The sequence below is a fragment of the Castellaniella sp. WN genome (assembly GCF_054457555.1).
Genome location: NZ_JBTKZC010000001.1, coordinates 2,749,623 through 2,767,738, shown reverse-complemented (window position 1 = coordinate 2,767,738; position 18,116 = coordinate 2,749,623). Strand labels below are relative to the sequence as shown.

General features: G+C 62.0%; 18 protein-coding genes. 15 read left to right on the top strand and 3 right to left on the bottom strand.

Features of this window, described 5'->3' with window-relative positions:
* A complete protein-coding gene (locus tag ACTPOE_RS13085; RefSeq protein ID WP_458872565.1) occupies positions 1–942 on the bottom strand; it encodes a branched-chain amino acid ABC transporter permease in 942 nt (313 codons plus the stop codon).
* 33 nt (positions 943–975) lie between these two features.
* A complete protein-coding gene (locus ACTPOE_RS13080) occupies positions 976–2,217 on the bottom strand; it encodes a branched-chain amino acid ABC transporter substrate-binding protein (RefSeq protein ID WP_458872564.1) in 1,242 nt (413 codons plus the stop codon).
* 263 nt (positions 2,218–2,480) lie between these two features.
* On the opposite strand from ACTPOE_RS13080, the gene ACTPOE_RS13075 reads away from it, so the two are divergent.
* The 5 genes from ACTPOE_RS13075 (at position 2,481) to ssb (ending at position 6,318) form a co-directional block, all read left to right on the top strand.
* Positions 2,481–3,236 carry an SDR family NAD(P)-dependent oxidoreductase gene (locus tag ACTPOE_RS13075; protein WP_458872563.1) on the top strand — a complete coding sequence of 252 codons (756 nt, stop codon included), beginning with the start codon at positions 2,481–2,483 and terminating at the stop codon, positions 3,234–3,236.
* A gap of 15 nt (positions 3,237–3,251) precedes the next feature.
* A complete protein-coding gene (locus ACTPOE_RS13070; protein ID WP_458872562.1) occupies positions 3,252–3,845 on the top strand; it encodes an AMP-binding protein in 594 nt (197 codons plus the stop codon).
* Positions 3,775–4,914 carry a class I adenylate-forming enzyme family protein gene (locus ACTPOE_RS13065; protein WP_458872561.1) on the top strand — a complete coding sequence of 380 codons (1,140 nt, stop codon included), beginning with the start codon at positions 3,775–3,777 and terminating at the stop codon, positions 4,912–4,914. Before ACTPOE_RS13070 ends, ACTPOE_RS13065 begins: the two co-directional genes overlap by 71 nt.
* The gene (locus ACTPOE_RS13060; protein WP_458872560.1) at positions 4,911–5,603 is read left to right on the top strand and encodes a TetR/AcrR family transcriptional regulator; all 693 of its coding nucleotides are present in this window, start codon (positions 4,911–4,913) and stop codon (positions 5,601–5,603) included. The genes ACTPOE_RS13065 and ACTPOE_RS13060 overlap by 4 nt, the downstream gene beginning before the upstream one ends.
* Before the next feature lie 223 nt (positions 5,604–5,826).
* Positions 5,827–6,318 (top strand): single-stranded DNA-binding protein, encoded by a 492-nt coding sequence (gene ssb / locus ACTPOE_RS13055; protein WP_376816218.1) that lies wholly within the window; start codon positions 5,827–5,829, stop codon positions 6,316–6,318.
* 181 nt (positions 6,319–6,499) lie between these two features.
* Here the strand turns inward: ssb and ACTPOE_RS13050 are convergent, their stop codons facing one another.
* Entirely contained in the window at positions 6,500–7,315 is an 816-nt protein-coding gene (locus tag ACTPOE_RS13050) for an IclR family transcriptional regulator (RefSeq protein ID WP_458872559.1), read from the bottom strand.
* 300 nt (positions 7,316–7,615) lie between these two features.
* Between ACTPOE_RS13050 and ACTPOE_RS13045 the strand changes: the two genes are divergently transcribed.
* The 10 genes from ACTPOE_RS13045 to ACTPOE_RS13000 all read left to right on the top strand — a co-directional run bounded on the left by ACTPOE_RS13045 (position 7,616) and on the right by ACTPOE_RS13000 (position 18,069).
* Positions 7,616–8,782, top strand: a complete 1,167-nt coding sequence (locus tag ACTPOE_RS13045; protein ID WP_458872558.1) for an acyl-CoA dehydrogenase family protein — start codon at positions 7,616–7,618, stop codon at positions 8,780–8,782.
* A gap of 30 nt (positions 8,783–8,812) precedes the next feature.
* Positions 8,813–9,850: an acyl-CoA dehydrogenase family protein gene (locus ACTPOE_RS13040; protein WP_458872557.1), complete on the top strand. Its 1,038-nt coding sequence runs from the start codon at positions 8,813–8,815 to the stop codon at positions 9,848–9,850.
* A 15-nt stretch (positions 9,851–9,865) separates the two neighbouring features.
* Entirely contained in the window at positions 9,866–10,855 is a 990-nt protein-coding gene (locus ACTPOE_RS13035; protein ID WP_458872556.1) for a zinc-binding dehydrogenase, read from the top strand.
* A 69-nt stretch (positions 10,856–10,924) separates the two neighbouring features.
* Entirely contained in the window at positions 10,925–11,854 is a 930-nt protein-coding gene (gene rssA / locus ACTPOE_RS13030) for a patatin-like phospholipase RssA (RefSeq protein WP_458872555.1), read from the top strand.
* A 103-nt stretch (positions 11,855–11,957) separates the two neighbouring features.
* Positions 11,958–13,079, top strand: coding sequence for a hypothetical protein (locus tag ACTPOE_RS13025; protein WP_458872554.1), 1,122 nt, complete (start codon positions 11,958–11,960; stop codon positions 13,077–13,079).
* Positions 13,080–13,349: 270 nt separating this feature from the next.
* The gene (locus tag ACTPOE_RS13020) at positions 13,350–14,330 is read left to right on the top strand and encodes a glycine/sarcosine/betaine reductase selenoprotein B family protein (protein WP_458872553.1); all 981 of its coding nucleotides are present in this window, start codon (positions 13,350–13,352) and stop codon (positions 14,328–14,330) included.
* On the top strand, positions 14,308–15,141 hold the full coding sequence (locus tag ACTPOE_RS13015) for an IclR family transcriptional regulator (RefSeq protein WP_458872552.1): 834 nt from the start codon (positions 14,308–14,310) through the stop codon (positions 15,139–15,141). Before ACTPOE_RS13020 ends, ACTPOE_RS13015 begins: the two co-directional genes overlap by 23 nt.
* Before the next feature lie 102 nt (positions 15,142–15,243).
* A complete protein-coding gene (locus tag ACTPOE_RS13010; RefSeq protein ID WP_458872551.1) occupies positions 15,244–16,062 on the top strand; it encodes an ABC transporter ATP-binding protein in 819 nt (272 codons plus the stop codon).
* 48 nt (positions 16,063–16,110) lie between these two features.
* Positions 16,111–16,899: an ABC transporter permease gene (locus tag ACTPOE_RS13005; RefSeq protein ID WP_458872550.1), complete on the top strand. Its 789-nt coding sequence runs from the start codon at positions 16,111–16,113 to the stop codon at positions 16,897–16,899.
* A 69-nt stretch (positions 16,900–16,968) separates the two neighbouring features.
* Positions 16,969–18,069, top strand: a complete 1,101-nt coding sequence (locus ACTPOE_RS13000) for an ABC transporter substrate-binding protein (RefSeq protein ID WP_458872549.1) — start codon at positions 16,969–16,971, stop codon at positions 18,067–18,069.
* The last annotated feature ends 47 nt before the right edge of the window (positions 18,070–18,116 follow it).

Genomic DNA, 18,116 nt, shown 5'->3' with positions numbered 1-18,116 from the left:
TCATCCGCTCCGTTTTCCAAGCAGTCCTTTGGGACGGAAAGTCATCAGCGCCACCATCAGGATGTAGGGCATGACGGGGGCCAGACGGGCGGGCGAGATCGTCCAGATTTCATGGAAGGGGCCGTCGTAGGCGGGGATGCCCGAGCGAAACAGCAGGTCGGCCAGGGTCACGTCGAACGACACCATCAAGGTTTGAAGAATGCCGATCAGGATCGAGGCCAGCAGCGCGCCCGCCATGGATCCCAATCCACCGACGACGATGACGAACAGGATCACGACCATTTGGTGCGCCATGCCGGGCTCCGTCACCAGATAGTTGCCGCCGATCACGCCCGCTAGGCCCGCGAGCGCCACACCGCCGCCAAAAAAGAACATGAACAGGCGCGGCACGTTGTGGCCCAGGGCCCACAGCACATCGGGTTGGTTCAGTGCGGCTTGAATCAGCAGGCCGGTCCGCGTGCGTCTGAGTATGTAGTACAAACCCAGGAACACCAGCACCGCGACCAGAAACATGAAACCGCGGTAGGCCGAGAATGCGGTATTGCCGACGGTGAACAGGGGAAAGTCCAATGCTTGCGGGATCGTGTAGGGGACGGGCTGACGTCCCCACACCATACGGACGACTTCCTCGAGGAGATAGGCGAGCCCGAAGGTGAACAGCAGTTCTGCGACGTGGCCATGCCGGTGCACCACGCGCAGGCCAAACCGCTCAATGAGGGCGCCCAGTATCGCCGTCAGCAAGGGGGCGATGAACAGGGCGACCCAGAACGAACTGTGCAAGCCGATCTGAAACGCAAAATACGCGCCCAGCATGTAGAAGCTTCCATGAGCGAAGTTGAGCACGCCCATGAGACTGAAAATCAGCGTGAGTCCGCTGGCCAGCATGAACAGCAGCATGCCGTAAAGCAGGCCGTTGATGATCGAAAATGCCAGTGTGTCCACCTTGGCTCCTTGAGGCTCGGGGGCTGATCAGGCTCAGGAAGGCTGCTTCACCTGGCAGGTGGAGTCGTCCTTCAGATCCTTTGCGAGTGTTTCCGAGACCGTCTTCCAGCCAATGCCCGTGTTCTCGGAGTCGTAATGGATGTTCTGGTCCGTAAAGATCGAGACGAAGAGCGGATGCAGCAGCTGATGGTCGCTTGGCCGCATGAGCATGTCCCCCGTCACGCCCTGGAACTTGGCGCCCGACAGGGCCTTTGCGACGGCCCTGGGTTCCGCTGAACCCGCCTGGTCGATGGCCTTTCCAAGCATCTGCATCTGAACCAGGATCTGGTAGTAGTACAGATCCTCGCCGTACTTTTGCTTGAACGTGGCAATCAGATGTTCGGCTTTCTGCGAGTGCTTCTCGATAGCGACCTCGGGGTGCCAGGGCGCCGCATCGTAGATGCGCCCGACCCCTCCCTTTCCGATGGCCGTCGGCGTTCCGAACGTGCCCGCGTACTGGGTGAAGAGCTTCGTTTTCAGACCGGCATCGTTGGCGGCCTTGACCAGCAGGGTCAGATCGGATCCGAAATTCCCCGTGATCACGGCATCGGCTCCTGAAGCCTGAATCTTGGCAATGTAAGGGGTGAAGTCCTTGACTTTGCCGATGGGGTGGAATTCATCGCCCACGATCTGGATGTCCGGACGCTTCCTGGCGAGCATTTCCTTCGTGTAGCGGCTGACCTCATGTCCGTGGCCGTAATCTTGGCCGATGATGTACACCTTGCGGATGTCTTTGTCGGCGGCGATGCGATCGGTCAGCGCGTCCTGCTTCATGCCGGAATGCGCCTCGAAGCGGAACGTATAGAAATTGCAGTGATCGCGGGTGATCGATGGATCGGCGGAGCCGTAATTCAGGTACAGCACGGGATCCTGCGGGTTCCGGCGGTTGTATTTCACCACTGCATCCTCGACGGCCAGCGCAATCCCCGAGTTCGTCGCCTGGGTGACGATTCGAATGCCCTGATCGATGGCGTCTTGCAGCGCCGTGACGGCGTCCTTCGCGTTCGCTTTGTTGTCGAACCTGACAATCTCCAGGGTCGAACCCTTCAGGACGCCGCCGGCCTCATTGACGAGGTCGGCTCCGAACTGCACATGCTTGCCATTGACGGTGCCGACATTGGCAAAGGCCCCGGAAAATGGGTCGATATGGGCGATCTTGATGCCGGCTGCCTGCGTTGCGGACCATGACGACAGGCCCGCAATGAGGGCGATGCCAAAGAATGTGTGCTTTTTCATGCTACTCCTCCTGGTGTCCGGGCCGGATGGTTGGCCCGATTGTCGATGCTCTGGGGCGATCTTGGTCGTGATGATGTCCGGATTCTAGCAAAATTGGTACGAGCGTCCAAAAATATAAGCCGATATCGGGGTAAACGAGGAGAGGCTATGGGTGAAACATAGGAAAATTGGCGATTTCTTGGCACAATAATGCGTAAAATTGTGGATCATCCAAAAAGAGAGAGAAATTTATGATACGACCGTTCCATTATGAGGATGCGAGTTTGGACCGGAGCCTGAGCGCCATCGTGACGGGAGCGGGTTCAGGCCTGGGTCGCGCCACGCAGGATGCCTTGCTCGAGCGTGGATACCGTGTGACGGCCGTTGACTGCGGCTTTGGACCGGCCTGCCCGGAGCATGATGGGCTGGTTCGGGAAACCGTCGACGTGGCCTCCGCCGAGGATGCGGAAGCGGTCGTTCAACGCCATGTGGCCCGATGGAAAGCTCCGAACGTATTGGTGAACTGCGCCGGGATTGCCGCGCCCGGCGCGACCTTGAGGCCGGATGGACCGATGTCGCTGGACGAGTTCAGGCACGTGCTGGAAGTCAATACCGTGGGCACGTACAACTACCTCAGACTGGCGGCACGCGAGATGCAATCCGCTCACGCCGATCCGGATGGCCAGCGTGGCGTCATCATCAACACCAGTTCCGTGGCAGCCTTCGACGGCATGGTGGGGCAGGCAGCCTACGCGGCATCCAAGGGCGCCATCGCGTCCATGACCTTGCCATTGGCGCGGGAACTGGGCAAGTTCGGCATTCGGGTGGTGGCCATTGCGCCCGGTGTGTTTTCCACCCCGATGGTGCACGGGATGAAGGAAAAAGCACGTGATATCGTTTCTACCCTGCGTCCGCCGTTTCCCGATCGTCTCGGGCATCCGGACGAATTTGCGACACTCGTGCTGTCCATCGTCGATCAACATTTGCTCAATGGCGTGGTGATCCGGCTGGATGGCGGTCTGCGCCTGCCCCCTCGTTGAACCAGGAAGATGATCATGGGTGAACAACATGAATCCTATGCCCCGAGGATCGAGAACGGGCGCTTTGTGGTGGACCCGAGCATCAATACGGTGAGGTCCGAACTGCATTTTGAAAATCAGGTGATCCGCTGCCTGGCGCAGCGACCCGCACGCTTTGACGAGCTTTTGCGGCATGCGGAAGCGACGACTCCGGACCACGAGGCGCTGAGCTGCGCGGGTGTCGGCCTGAACTATCGCGCCTTTGGTGAATGGGCGGATCGCGTGGCCTGGGCGTTGGAGAAGGCGGACATTCGTGCCGGGGATCGCGTTGGCGTGTTCCTGGGCAACGGGCTGCCGTTCTTCCTCGTCATGATGGGGATTGCCAGACGTGGCGCGATCGCCGTCCCGCTCAGTGCAAAGATGGCTGCCGGTGAGCTCGCTTATGTCTTGAATCACTGCGAGGCATCGGGCCTGATCTGGGAGGGCGGCTTGCGCGACCGGATACCCGCCTGGGATCAGCTCGGATCGGTACGCCGGCACTGGTGCGTCGAAAGCGACGATGGTTCGCTGGGGGACCTGGGCATCCATTTTCCCGTGGTCGCGAAACCCTTCCCCCCCGACCGGAGATGAGGATGACACGATTTTCCTCTTCTATACGTCCGGAACGACCGGGCGGCCGAAGGGGGCCTGTATCACGAACCTCAACATCGTCCATTCCGCGCTGCAGTATGCCTATGGCATTGATCTCAAGCCTGGACAGCGCGGTCTTCTGGCCATTCCCGGGTCGCATATTTCCGGATTCATGGCCTTGTTCGTCAACATGCTGAGTTCATGCGGCTGCACCGTGATCCTGCGTCAGTATGACACCCGCATCGTCATCCGGACCCTGCGGGCGGAGCGCATCACCTTCACGGTATTCGTACCTGCCATTTACCATCTGATCCTGATGCATCCGGAGTTTGCGCCGGATGCGCTTTCAAGCTGGCGCACCGGTATTTATGGAGGGGGCGTCATGGCGCCCGCAACGATCTCCCGCATGGCCGCCCTCATGCCGCAATTGCAGCTCATCAATGCGTATGGCGCGACGGAGACGTCTTCTCCGGTTTCTATCATGCCGGCGTGGGCGAGCCGCGACCGTCCGGCATCGATCGGCCTGCTGGTTCAATGCGGCGAAGCCTTGATCATGGATGACAATGGCGTGGAACTTCCCGCTGGTGAAATCGGCGAGCTCTGGATTCGCGGGCCCATGGTGGTGCCGCGCTACTGGAATGATCCCGCGCAGACCGAAGTCAACTTCAAAAGCGGATACTGGAAGACGGGCGACATCGTCAGCATTGATTCGGACGGGTATCTGTATATCCATGATCGGAAGAAGGACTTGATCAATCGGGGCGGGTACAAGATCTTCAGTGCCGAGGTCGAAAATGCCGCATTGTCCATCGGAGGCATCATGGAAGCGGCCGCCGTGCCCGTTCCCGACGATGTGCTGGGCGAACGGGTCTGCCTGTGCCTGAGGGCCGAGCCCGACGGTCCTGATGAACCCCGGGTCCGACGCGCCCTGGCCGAGCTTCTGTCAGACTACAAACAACCCGAGTTCTACATGATCGGCATGGAACCCTTGCCACGCAATGCGAATGGGAAGATCACGAAGGCCGCGCTGGTCGAGGCGGCCCGTCGGTTTGCGAGAAAACAATCGTGACCCTCGAAGAAGCATCCCACGATGATCCGCTTGCCTCGGACGAGCGGCGCCAGCGTCGAAGCCTTGTCACGCGTGCGAAGATCATTGCAGCGGCTGAGCGCTTGTTCGCCCATCGCTCCTTCACTTCGGTATCCATGCGGGAGATCACGAGCGAAGCGAACGTCGCATTGGCCGCCGCCCATTACCATTTCGGCAACAAGGAAGACCTCTTCAAGGCCGTGTTCCTGCAACGCGCGCGGGAGCTCAACAAGGAACGCTTTGAATTGTTGCATCGCGCCGCACTCAAAGCCGACGGAGGCGTCGTCCCCCTGAGGTCGGTGCTGGACGCCCTGTTGCGTCCCGGTGTGCGGTGGTCATTCGATGCGGGTGGACGCGGCTTGTTCATCCAGTTTCTGGAACGGGGCCATCTGGATCGTGATTCCCCGATATACGATATGCTGCACCATGACACCTCGCATCTCAAGCGATTCGTGCCGTATCTGCAGGCCGTGCTTCCGGAGCTCAGCCTCGAGGAAATCTACTGGCGGCTACATTTCGCGCTGGGCGCCTTGCACTACACGATCACCAGCCTGAGCCGGCTCAGCGCCCTGTCGGACGGCTTGTGCCAGACAGACAGCTTCGAAGAAACCTTGAGACGCATGATCCAGCACGTCGAGGCGGGCTTCCGCCTGCCCCCGCAGTCGAACTGAGCGTGCCGGCATTGTGGGCGGTGGCGGGTTCATGTCCGGCTGGCCCGCATTCCGGCCGGACATTCTCACGTTGCGCCAACGGGAAGCAGGGGCGGCTGCGCCAACAGCTTGTAGGTGTAATCCCGCCTGGGCGATAATGATCATTTGATGCATTTCGATGCGGCCCGGACGGGCATCGTCCCCGATAATGGCAGCCACATCGTTCACTACAGGATTCTGCACCATGGCCTCCGTCAATAAAGTCATCCTCGTCGGCAACCTGGGGCGCGACCCCGAAGTCCGCTACAGTCCGGACGGTGCCGCCATCTGCAACGTGTCGATCGCCACCACGTCCCAATGGAAGGACAAGGCTTCGGGCGAGCGCCGTGAAGAAACCGAATGGCACCGTGTGGTGTTCTACAACCGCCTGGCCGAGATCGCCGGCGAATACCTGAAGAAAGGCCGCTCGGTCTACGTCGAGGGTCGCCTGAAGACACGCAAGTGGCAGGACAAGGAGACCGGCGCCGATCGCTACAGCACGGAAATCGTCGCCGACCAGATGCAGATGCTGGGCGGGCGCGACAGCGGCGGCGAAATGGGCGGCGGCGATTCGGGCGGCTTCTCCCAGCCGCCGGCCCGGCGCGCGCCGCAACAACAGCAGCAACCGCGTCCCGCCGCCCCGGCGGCGGCCCCGGCCAGCAACCTGGCCGACATGGACGACGACATTCCGTTCTAAAGACCTGCTCTTGCGGGTAGCGGTCGGCGCCTCTTGGGAGGCGCCGACCGTTTTCCCCCGATTCTGAACCACCGAAGGCATCTTTCTCGCGGACCCTGGGTTCGTGCCCGACGATCGGTTCGATGGCGCTGCGCCGCCTGATCATCGCTTGCAACGTGTCAACGTCGGGGCGCGCCTCGTTTTACTCATGCCGCCCAAGCGTAGACAGCGTGTGTTGCGAGCGGTTTCCTCCCAGGCCGGCCATGATGGTGTCGGCGGCATCGCACAACAGCTCGGCACAATGGTGGATGTGCCTTGTATCGAACCGTTCTGTGGGGCCAGAAATACCGACAGCGGCGATCACCTGACCCGCGGAGTCGAAAATCGAGGTGCCCACACCTGAGACCTCGGCGCGCCATTCGCCGATGTTCACCGCATATCCCTGGCTGCGGATGAGCTTCAACTCCTTCAGCAATTGCTGCGGAACCGTGATGGTATTGGGACTGTGGGACGCCAGGTGTTGGCTCACCCGGAGGATGTATTCGTCGCTTTGGAAGGCCAGCATGGCCTTCCCCGTGGCCACGCAGTAGATGGGCGCCCGCCCGCCGATCTGGGTGTATGCCCGTATGGGGTTGCGGCCTTCGATCTTGTGAACGTACACGACTTCGTCGCGGTCGCGTACGGACAAATGCACGCTTTCCCCGGTGGCATCCGCCAGGGCCTCCATCACGTGTTCCGCATGGCGCTTGAGATCCAGTTTTGCGAGCACGGCCGAACCCAATTCCCAAAGCCTGATTGACGAGGCGTAAGCGCTGCCGCCAGGGACGCGGATGACATAGCCGCAGGCAACGAGCGCTTGCAATAGGCGGTGTACGTTGCCTTTGGAGATTTCCAGCGCGCGACCGATTTGCGAGAGGCCCATGGGTTCACGCTCCCGCGCCAGTAGCTCGATGATCCGCAGCCCCTTGATGAGTGTGTTGTTCATGGCGATTTCGTATTCGAGCAGGGCGTTGCCCATGGTGTGATTGCTGCAATGGGGACAAGAGCATCGGTCGGATGCCGTTCCCAAATACGGAACAATTGCGCTCCATTATGGAACGTGCCTATTCTACCTTCATGAGCTTGGTGACCATCTGCCACATGGCGGAGGAATCGATCACCTCGAATTGATGCCGGCTCACGAGGTGCCAATCGCTTGATTTCCGGTGGATCCCGGGCCGCCTCGAGGGAAATCGCAAAGATGCCGGATGCAAGGCGCCGTGGTCCGCATGATCTGACGTTGCGGCAATTTATAAATATCTATTGGAGACGGATTTTTATGAATAGCAATATACATGCGCCGCGTGATGAGGCAACAGAATCATTGCGGCGCGAGGTTGGGGGATTTCTGGATGGAATCATCACGAATGACGTGAGGCGCATGATGGAGGAAAGCGGCGAAGAGCATTCGCGTGAAATTACACAAGCAGTCGGTCGTGCGGGTTATTTGGGGCTTGCCTGGCCGAAGCGGATCGGCGGCCGGGGTAGGGGGCATTTGGCTCAGGCGATTGTTTTTGAGGAGTCTTCCTACCGGCGGGCGCCGGTGCTGGGGGCGGTGCTGAGTCAGATCGTGGGGAGCACCCTCGCGGCTCTGGAGCCGCAAGAAAAGCGGACTAAACAGGTGATTGGCGGACTCAGGGATGGCTCTCTGAATATTTGCGTAGGTTATACGGAACCCAAGGTCGGGAGCGATCTTGCGAGTCTGGAGACCACTGCGGTGAAGCGGGGCGACAAGTATGTCATCAATGGAACGAAAGCCTTTCAAAGCGTTGGCCACCTCTCTGATTTGTACTACGTCGCTGTACGTACCGATTCGACAGTGGAACGTCACGAAGGGATCAGCATGATGCTGGTGGATGCTGAATCCGAGGGCATATCGGTGAAGCCGGTGCATACCTGTGGTGGTTTCAGGCTGAATGAGGTCCATTATCAGGATGTCGCGGTCGATGCATCGTGCATCGTCGGGGGCCTGAATAAAGGGTGGTCAGTGCTCGGTACGAGTCTCACTTTTGGGCGGACCGTGCCGTGGCGTGTTGGACAGGTGCGTCGCCTGGCGGATCAGATCGTTGCGATCTACACCGGTTTTCCTTCCAGCGAAGAGAAGGAAAGATGGCGTGCCGCGGTCACGAATGCCGTGTCCAGGGCGCATGCCGCGACCCTCATGGTGTATCACGTACTGGATCTGGAAGAGAAAGGCGAAATCCCCATGGGGCCGGCCGCCTCGTCGAAGCTTTTCATCAGTGAGCTGATTCCACAGCTTGCGGGTATGGCGATGGACATGTTGGGGGCGGACGGCTATAGGTCCGTCAACAGCGAAGGCGCTCCGCTGAGAGGTGAAATCGAGTGGGCTTATCGACAGTTCCAGGAAAGGCGCTGGGCTGAGGGGGCGACTGAGATTCAGCGTGGCGTCATTGCGAAAGATGGTCTCGGCTTGCCGCGCCGGTGAATTTTCTTTTTCCAAGGTGGAGTGAGAAAGATGAGTGAGATGAGCGCAAGGAAGGATTGGATCATCGAGTCCTTGAAGAGGCATTTTGGCGGCGACATCATGGCGCGGCGAGACCTTCACGAGAATGGGCTGGATAGTGAACTGCTCGAGGAAATGCTCGGCGAGCATGATTTGGCGGCCGTAGGGATCGGCGCGGAGCTTTCCGATCTTGTCGCTCTGTCCTGGAGCATGGGATATTGGCTGGCGCAGGTTCCGCTATACGGAATGATGGGATGGGCGGCGGGTTTGGCGCGTCTGGGGGCCGCCGGGCCCCGGAAGCTGGCGGCGGATATCTTCGAGGTCGCTTCAGCGGGAGGCCCGGTTGTGCAGCTGGTGGGTGGTTGCGGCGCCGCCTTGCATCGCGCAGGCCGACCGATTGCATGCGGGCTGGTTCCGTATGCGGCGGCCGCCCGGATGTTTCTTGTCGCGCGCCAAAGCGGCGAAACGGTTTCTGTTCATGCGGTTCCGGCGAAAGGTGCTGGCGTGCGGGTTGAAGCCGTCTCCACGATGTTTCCCAACGCGAGTGCCGATGTGATGATGACGTCGTCGGCCATTGATGAATCGAAAATGATCGGTGTGGTGAGCGTCGATGAATTCAACTGCGCGGCGATGGTGGTCGATTTATTGCGTTCGGCTTATCTGGGTGGCGCCATGCACGCATGCCTCGATATCGCGGTGACATACGTCAAGGAGCGCAGGCAGTTTGGAAAGCCGCTTGGCACGATTCAAGTGGTTCAGCATACGCTGGCCGATGTCGATACTGAAGTCAATGCTGTGAGAAGGGTGCTCCACCATGCCCAATCCTTGCGGCTGACGAGCGGGAATGCCGCATATGCCTATTCCATCGCCGGCATCTTGGCCCGCGATGGGGGCGCTTGCGCCAGTGCGACCTGTATGCACCTGTTGGGCGGCAAGGGATTTCTTCGTAACGGCCCGATAGAGAAATATTACCGGGCCGCGAAGCAGCTTCAATTGGAGCAGGGGGGTGGGGAGCGTGAACGCGAGTCTCTGTCATCCGTTCTTGCTTAGGGATGGCAGGCGGGCATGACTTCAGTGTATGGCGCCGTCGTCAACCGTTATGGGCCGGATTGCGATGTTGCGTGGAAACCGGTTCAACTGGATGCGCCTGCTCCGGATTCAGTACTGATGCGCGTGGAGGCCGCGTCCGTGAACTATGCCGATTATCTGATGGTTTGCGGCAAATACCAGGTGAGGCCCGACTTGCCGTTCGTTCCGGGGAAATCGTTGATTGGAGTGGTCGAGGGGGTCGGCGCGGATGTCAGAGATGTCAGTGCCGGTTCGGTTGCACTGGCCTGGGTCACGCAGGGCGCCTTCCAGACTCGGGTCCTCGTGCCGCGCCACCGTGTCTTTCCGGTGGATTGCGACGTTCTGGATCGAGCCGTTGTCGTGGGCGGATTCCTGTCGCACCTGACGGCGGCTATAGCGGTCGATATTCGTGGACGAGTGGGACCGGGTGATGCGGTTCTGATTACGGGGGCGGCCGGAGACGTCGGGCGTGCCGCTGTGCATAGAGCCCGCGCCGCCGGTGCGCGGAGAGTGATTGGAGTTGTATCGGGCCGTGGACGTGAAGCGCGTTCCGGTGGGGCGATGCCTGATGAGACTCTGTATGCGTCTGACGGGAATATCCGGGAACACATTCTTGCGATGACATCGGGTGCCGGGGTTGATGTGGCGATCGATCTCGTGGGAGGGGATGTTTTTGATGATGTCCGTCGCAGCCTGGCCTGGAACGGCCGGTTGGTGGTTGTTGGGTTTGCTGGCGGCGCCATTCCGAAACTGGCCCTGAACTATGTTCTCCTGAAGGGGCTGACAGTGACCGGTTTTCAGTTGGGGGATTATCTGGACCGCGAGCCCGAGATTGTCTCGGCAAGCGTGGCGGCCTACATCGACGACCTGCGGGCCGGCCGTTTCCGCGTCCCTGTCGCGGCCCGCCTTCCTTTGCCGGATGCCGCTCGAGCGCTGCACCGGGTCGCGGAGGGAGGGTTCGTAGGAAAGATTGTGCTGACCGCCTGAGTGAAAGCGGCTACCGCCTGTGCTACAACGTGAATGACTACAACTCCGGATCGTCGAAAAGGAGCCGCCATGCGCGTATTCCAGCCCAGGATCGGACTGGCCCTCGGCAGCGGGTCGGCGCGCGGCTGGTCGCACATCGGCGTCATCCGCATCCTGGAAGAGGCCGGCATCGCGCCGGACGTCGTGTGCGGGACCTCGATCGGCGCGCTGGTCGGCGCGGCCTATGCGGACGGACAGCTGGAAAAGTTCGAGGCCTGGGTGCGGGGACTGACCTGGCAGGGCGTGATGGGTCTGCTGGATTTCACCGTCAGCGGCGGCCTGATCCCCGGTGAGAAGCTGTTTTCCTTCCTGCGTTCGCACCTGGATGACAAGACGATCGACAGCCTGCCCAGGGACTACGGGGCGGTCGCCACCGAACTGGCGACGGGACGGGAGGTCTGGCTGCGCGAGGGTTCCGTCATCGACGCCGTGCGCGCTTCCGCCGCCTTGCCGGGCCTGTTCACGCCCGCGCGGCGCGAGGGGCGCCTGCTGGTCGACGGCGCGCTGGTGAATCCGGTGCCCGTGTCCCTGTGCCGCGCGATGGGGGCGGACATCGTCATCGCGGTGGATCTGAACTCCGACCTGATCGGGCGTCGTCTCAAGCCGGACGAGGCGCCCGAGGCCGACGAGGCGGTTGCGCCTGGCGCCCTGGCCTCGGTGCTGAGCAAGCTGTCGTTGGGACTCGGGGGGGCCAGGAGCGGCGCGCCGGAGGCGCCGGGCATGCCGTCGATTTTCGACGTGCTGAGCATGAGCCTGAACATCATGCAGGTGCGCATCACGCGCGGCCGTCTCGCGGGAGAGCCGGCGGACGTGCTGATCCGGCCCCGGCTGGCGGATTTCGCCCTGATGGACTATCACCGCGCGTCGATCGCGATCGACGAGGGCGAGCGGGCGGCGCGGCGGGCGCTGCCGGAACTGCGGGACCTGGTCGGCCGGACCCGGGACGGCCGGATTGAATGAGGCCGGCCGGTCCGCCTGGGCGGGTCGGTATCCATAGGTTACATCCGCGCCGCCCGCTTCTCTTTAGCATGGTGGTTTTCTTTCCCGAGCGAAGGCGTCCGCCGTGAATCCGATTGCTGGTGTGCGTGTCCGTGGCCCCCTGGCGGACGCAGGAATCGAGAGCCTGTCGGCCTGGCTGTCCGATGATCGCTGGGCCGAAGCCGTCGAGGAGACGCGCGGGATCGATGCCCTGGGCGCATACCGGGATCTGCGCCTGGCCCGGGACGCGGCCGGGCGCTGGATGCCGGACGGCGACACGACGGAGCTCGCGCGGACCCTGGCCCTGGATCCGGAAGCGCATCGGGAGGACCTGGAAAAAGAGGTTTTCGTCGCCCTGCTGCGGTCGCCGGTGCGTGTCGATTTTCCCAGCGCGGGGGAGCTGGCCGCGGCCATACGTGTGCGCCGCCGCATCGTCCAGGCCGCCCGGCGCACCGTGCTGGCCTTCGACACCGAGCAGGCCGAACGCCCCGAATGCTGGTCCTGGGCCGAGGAAACCGGCTTCGTCCTGAAGCCGGGCCACGAACTGATTCCTTCGCTCGAGCGCACACTCTGGCCGGACCTGTCGGGCCGTCTCTTTTCCTTTTCGTGCTATCGGGCGACGGAATACGTGCTCCTGCTGGCGCTGGCCCAGGAGCTGGCCGAAAGCCACCCGGCCGCCCTGGGGGCGCTGCAGCGCCAATGGCGGACGCGGGCGATCCAGTCGGGCGCCTTCCACGACGTGTTCCTGCGGGAATACGGATCCCTGCAGGCGCCGCTGCCGTCCCGCTACTATGTTCCGGGCGACCGGCTGTGGTTCCGCAATCCGGACGCCGCCTCGGCCGAGGTCGAAGGCTACGAAGGATCCTGGGTGTTCTACCTGGGCTCGGGCCGTTTCACGAACTTCTGGAAACCCGGGCAGCCCTACACCCTGGTGTCGAAGTGCGTGGAGCTCTACCACTGGCGCGACGGCCTGCGCCGGGACGGCGGCCGTCCATGGATGGACGAGTCCGTGGTCGAGGCCCACGTGGCCGAGTCCCTCGCCGATCCGGAGGCGACGTCCCGGATACTGGAACGCATGATGCGTCTGCGCGATCCGGGCGGCGTGTATGCCGAGGGCGGATGCATCGACGCTTCGCGCGAGGCGTTGCGCTGCCTGCTGCCCGGCACCTGGGATCTGGGGTTGCCGAGCCTGGTGGCCACGGCCTGAGCGATTTCTTTTTCTCCACGCCGGACCGCTTCGATGAGAAGCGCCGCTGCCGGCGGGTCTCCGCATGGGAATGAGGGTGGCTCGCGGCCGCCGGTCTCGTGTCGCGTCGCGGCATCTCAAGCAAGGGTAACTACGGATTGTCCATCAGTGCGCGGACACGATAGCCTGCCATTAATCGTTCACTATACACGAATGGTGTTCACCACAGGTGAACAACATAGCGATCCGGATCAACGATCTCGATGCTCTTCACTTCTTCAGGAGTTTCAAATGAACGCTAAAGCGCAGCCCAAGTCAGTCGTCCAGGATATCGGAGACGATCTCGGTTTCGCGCCGGCCTGGGATGCGCCGGTGCGCTATATGGAGAGGACGGAGGCCTGGTATCTCGCCTTGGGCTACAACAATCCGTACCAGTGGGCCCATTACGAGGACGTGCCGTTCACGCCGCCGGGCAAGCCGCTCAATCGGATGCGCATCGCCTTGATCACGACCGCCGCGCCCTACCAGCCGGGCAAGGGGGATCAGGGGCCGGGCGCTCCCTATAACGCCCTGGCGAAGTTCTATAAGGTCTACTCCGCCGTCACGGACGGGAACCCGGACATGCGGATATCCCATGTCGGCATCGACAGGCAGCATACGACGGCGGAAGACCTCAATACCTATTTCCCCCTGCAGGCCCTCAAGCGCTTGCGGGACGAGGGCGTGATCGGTGGCATCACCGAGCATTTCCATGGGATTCCGACCAATCGCAGCCAGCGCCACACTGTGGAGGCGGATTGTCCCGACGTGCTGGCGCGCTGTCTGAAGGACGGCGCCGATGCGGTCATCCTGGTGCCGAACTGCCCGATCTGCCATCAATCGGTCTCGCTGACGGCGCGATACCTGGAACGGCACGGGATCCCGACAGTGGTGATGGGGGTGGCCAAGGACATCGTGGAACATGTCGGCGTGCCGCGTCTGTGCTTCAGTGACTTCCCCCTGGGGAACTCGGTGGGCCGGCCGCATGATCCGGCGTCCCAGGAGAGCACCTTGCGGCTTGCGCTGCGTCTGCTGGAAGCCGCTCCGGGCCCCCGGACCACGGTCCAGAATCCGTTGCGCTGGATTGAACCCACCGAATGGCGGCTCGATTACTGCAATCCCGAACGGCGGTCCCCGGAAGAACTGAAGAAGTTGCGCGCCGAGGTGGACGAGGAAAAACGGGTCGCCAAGGAAGTGCGGGAAGCGACGTATGGATGCGCCGCGCATGGCTGAAAAACACCCGAGCCCGACGCCGGCCGCATCGAGTGCCGCCGCGTCCCCGCGCCGGCACCTGAAGTCCCTGAACACCGCCATCGACGTGCTGGAAGTCCTGGGCGATGCGCACGACGCGGGCTGCCGCGTCACCGATATCGCCCGGCGCCTGGGCATCGGCAAGGCAACGGTGCATGGCGTCCTGAGCAATCTGGAGGCGCGAGGTTTTGTGTTGCGGGGGGCCGATGCCGTGTCCTATCGGCTGGGCCGCAATCTATGGAAGCTCGGGTTGATCGCGGACCGGCAGATCGACTTGAAGGCGCTGAGCCGCAAGCATCTCCGCGATCTGACCGAGGCCACTTCGGAAAGCAGCCTGCTCTCGGAATATTCGTCGGTCAATCATGTCCTGTATCTCGAACACGTCGTTTGCTCCAGCCCCGTGCAGGCATACGTCAGGATGGGCGATCTGGCGCCCGCCCATTGCGTCGCGAGCGGACTTGTGTTGCTGGCTCACCAGGACGAGGCCGAAATGGAGCGCGTATGCGCCGCGCCTTTGAAGGGCTATACGCCGCTCACCACGACCGACCCGGACGCGTTGCGCCGGCGGCTCGCGGAAATCAGGGCGCAGGGCTATGCCATCAATCGCGGTGAGTATCGCGCCGACATCGTGGGGATCGCCGCGCCGATCTTCAATCACGAGCATGTCGCGGTGGCCGCCATCAGTCTGTCGGGCCCGGCGTATCGGTTTTCCATCACTCCGGAAGCGCATTACGTCGATCTGATCCGGCGGTATGCGGACCGCATTTCCGGTGAGATAGGGGGACGCGGATAAAGCAGGCGTTTTGCGGGCGTGGCGACACGGCCCGGGACGGCGTCCTGGCCGTCGGAGTCGCGAACAAGTTCCATTCTGATCAATCTCCGGGTGCTTTTTGACATGTCTACGCCAAATATCGCAATCGAAGTCAATGACGTCACAGAAGAATTCAATCGGGGGGCGATCAAAGCCCTCGGGCCGGTGTCGCTCGAATTCAGCGAGGGTGAATTCCTGTCGATCGTGGGCCCGAGCGGCTGCGGTAAATCGACGTTGCTCAAGATCATCGGAGGCCTTCTGAAGCAGACGACTGGAACCGTCCGGATCGGAGATCAGGAAATCAATGGACCGCACCCCGCGGTCGGCATCGCGTTTCAGGCGCCGACGCTCCTGCCGTGGAGAACCGTCCTGCGGAACGTTCTCCTGCCCTTGATCATCAATAACGATTTGAATGAGGAAACGAACGCGAGGGCGCACGACCTGCTGCGGCTCGTGGGCCTGGAGGCGTTCGTCGACAACTTTCCCCACCAGCTCTCCGGCGGCATGCAGCAGCGGGTCGCGATCGCGCGCGCCCTGGTCACGAATCCGCGCGTGCTGCTGATGGACGAGCCATTCGGCGCTCTGGACGAGTTCACGCGCGAAACGCTGAACGATGAGTTGCTGCGCATATGGCATGCCGAGAAAAAAACGATTCTCTTCATCACGCACAGCATCGAGGAGGCCGTGTTCCTGTCGGACCGGATTGTCATCATGTCCCCGCGGCCGGGGGTGATCGAGGACATCATCCACGTGGATTTGCCCAGGCCGAGGACGCGCCGGATGCGCCAGAGCAGCGAAATGTTCGAACTGATCAAGCGTGTGCGCGGCGTCCTGTATCCCAACCTGGCGGAGGAGGAAGGCTCCATCGGCGAAGACGCGCCCGCGCTTGCCGGAATCGCATAGCCCCCGGCGCGGCGCGATCTCTGAACTTTACCTGGATGGTCTGGAATCATGGCAAACAGCATAAACACGGGGTACAAGCCGGTTCATTTTCTGATCACGGTCGTCATATTCATAGGCATCATGGCGATATGGCAGTCCGCCTATTCGTTCCGCTGGGTGTCGCATCTGGTATTGCCGGCGCCGGGGGATGTCCTGACGGCGCTGGCGCAGGGCTTCCGGGTGGGGAACTGGGCGCTCCACATGGGCGTGACCATCATGGAGGCATTGTTCGCCTTCGTGATCGGGATCGCCGTGGCTCTGGTGCTGGGTACGCTGTTCGCCTATTCCAATATCCTGCGGCTGTCCTGCTATCCCTACGTCCTGATGGGGCAGACCTTTCCCAAGATCGCGATCGCGCCGCTGCTCCTGACCTGGCTGGGCTATGGCTATTCCTCCAAGATCGTGATCGGCGCCATGCTCGCCTTCTTCCCCGTATTCGTGAACACAGTGGCCGGCCTCAAATCCGTGGACGGCGGGCAGGTCGATCTGCTGCGCTCCATGCGCGCGTCGGCATGGCAGGAGTTCCGGTATCTCAGGCTCCCGAATGCGACGACTTACATCTTTGCCTCGATGACGGTCGCCATCGTCAGTGCCTTGCTGGGCGTGATCGTCGGTGAATTCGTCGGCGCGCGCAGCGGGCTCGGCTTCCTGATCATCCAGTTGAGCACCGTGGGCGACATTCCGGGCGTATTCGGCGTTCTGGCGGTCCTGTCGTGCATCGCACTCGTCGGTTACGGGATTCTGTTCAGTTGTCAATATATCGTGACTCGCGCCATGGGAGGTGTTTCCGGGAACTGATTTTCCACGCAGGAGGAACGGCGCCGGGATCGTGTGTCCGCCGGTGCCCATGAACTAGGAGATAGGACGATGAAAACAGGCTGGAATAGAAGACAGGTGCTGTCCGCTCTGGGCGCGGCAGGCATCGTATGCGCCAATCACGCGAGCCATGGCCTGGCGATGGCCGCGACGGGGAGCAAACGCCCCCTGACCGATGTGGTGTTCGCGTTCACGGACCCGGGATATTCTCCGGCGTCCATGTATTTGTCATCGATCCCCATACGGATGGGTTTCTACCGGGATGAGGGGTTGAACGTGATCATGCAGCCCGTCAAGGATGGCGCGGCCGGCGCGCAGGCCGTCGCGAACGGCCAGGCGCTGATTTCCATCGCCGGGGCCGGAGGCTTCTACCCGTACATGGAAATCGCGGGCAACCTGAGGGTGGTCGCCTTCTATTCGGACGGGATCTATCGAATCCAGGTGGCGGACGAGTCGCCGATCAAGACCATGGCCGACCTGAAAGGGAAGGTCATCGGCGTCCAGTCCCTCGGGTCCGGGTCGTACCAGTTCGACCGGATCCTGGTTCAGAAGGCGGGGCTCGATCCGGACAAGGATGTCAGCTGGCTGCCGGTCGGGGTGGGCAATCAGGCGGCCGCGGCCTATCAGAGTGGCGCCATCCAGGCGATCGGACTGTGGGACGCGGCCAACGTGCTTGCGTTCAACATGATCGAAGTCGAGAAGGTGCGCACCCTGGATTCGCCGATGAACGGCTTGCCCGGGATGAGTCCCGTGATCGTGAGCAGCGATACGATCGAGAAATCGCCGGAGCTGGTCGTCGGCATGCTGCGGGCGTTCTGGAAGTCGATCGTGTGGGCCGGCGCCAATCCGGAGGCCGCCGTCGCCCTGCATTGGAAGCAGTTTCCCGAACAGCAGCCGCCCGCGGCGGACCGGGAGAAAAGGGCCGCTCTCGCCAAGCGTCTGCTGGAAACCCGGCTGGCCCTGGCTCAGCCGCATGGCGGCCTGTACGGAAACGCGACTCCGGAAGAAATACAGCGGGCCGCGGACCTTCTGCACGAGGCGGGCACGCTGAAGAAACCGTTCAACACGGAACGCTATGTCGATCTCTCGTTTGCGCAAAAGGCGAACGACTTCTCGATAGAAGAGACGAAGAAACTCGCGCCGCCGCGCTGACGGCCGAAGAGGCCGCCTTCATGGAGCGCGCGAAGGCGGTCTCGGTT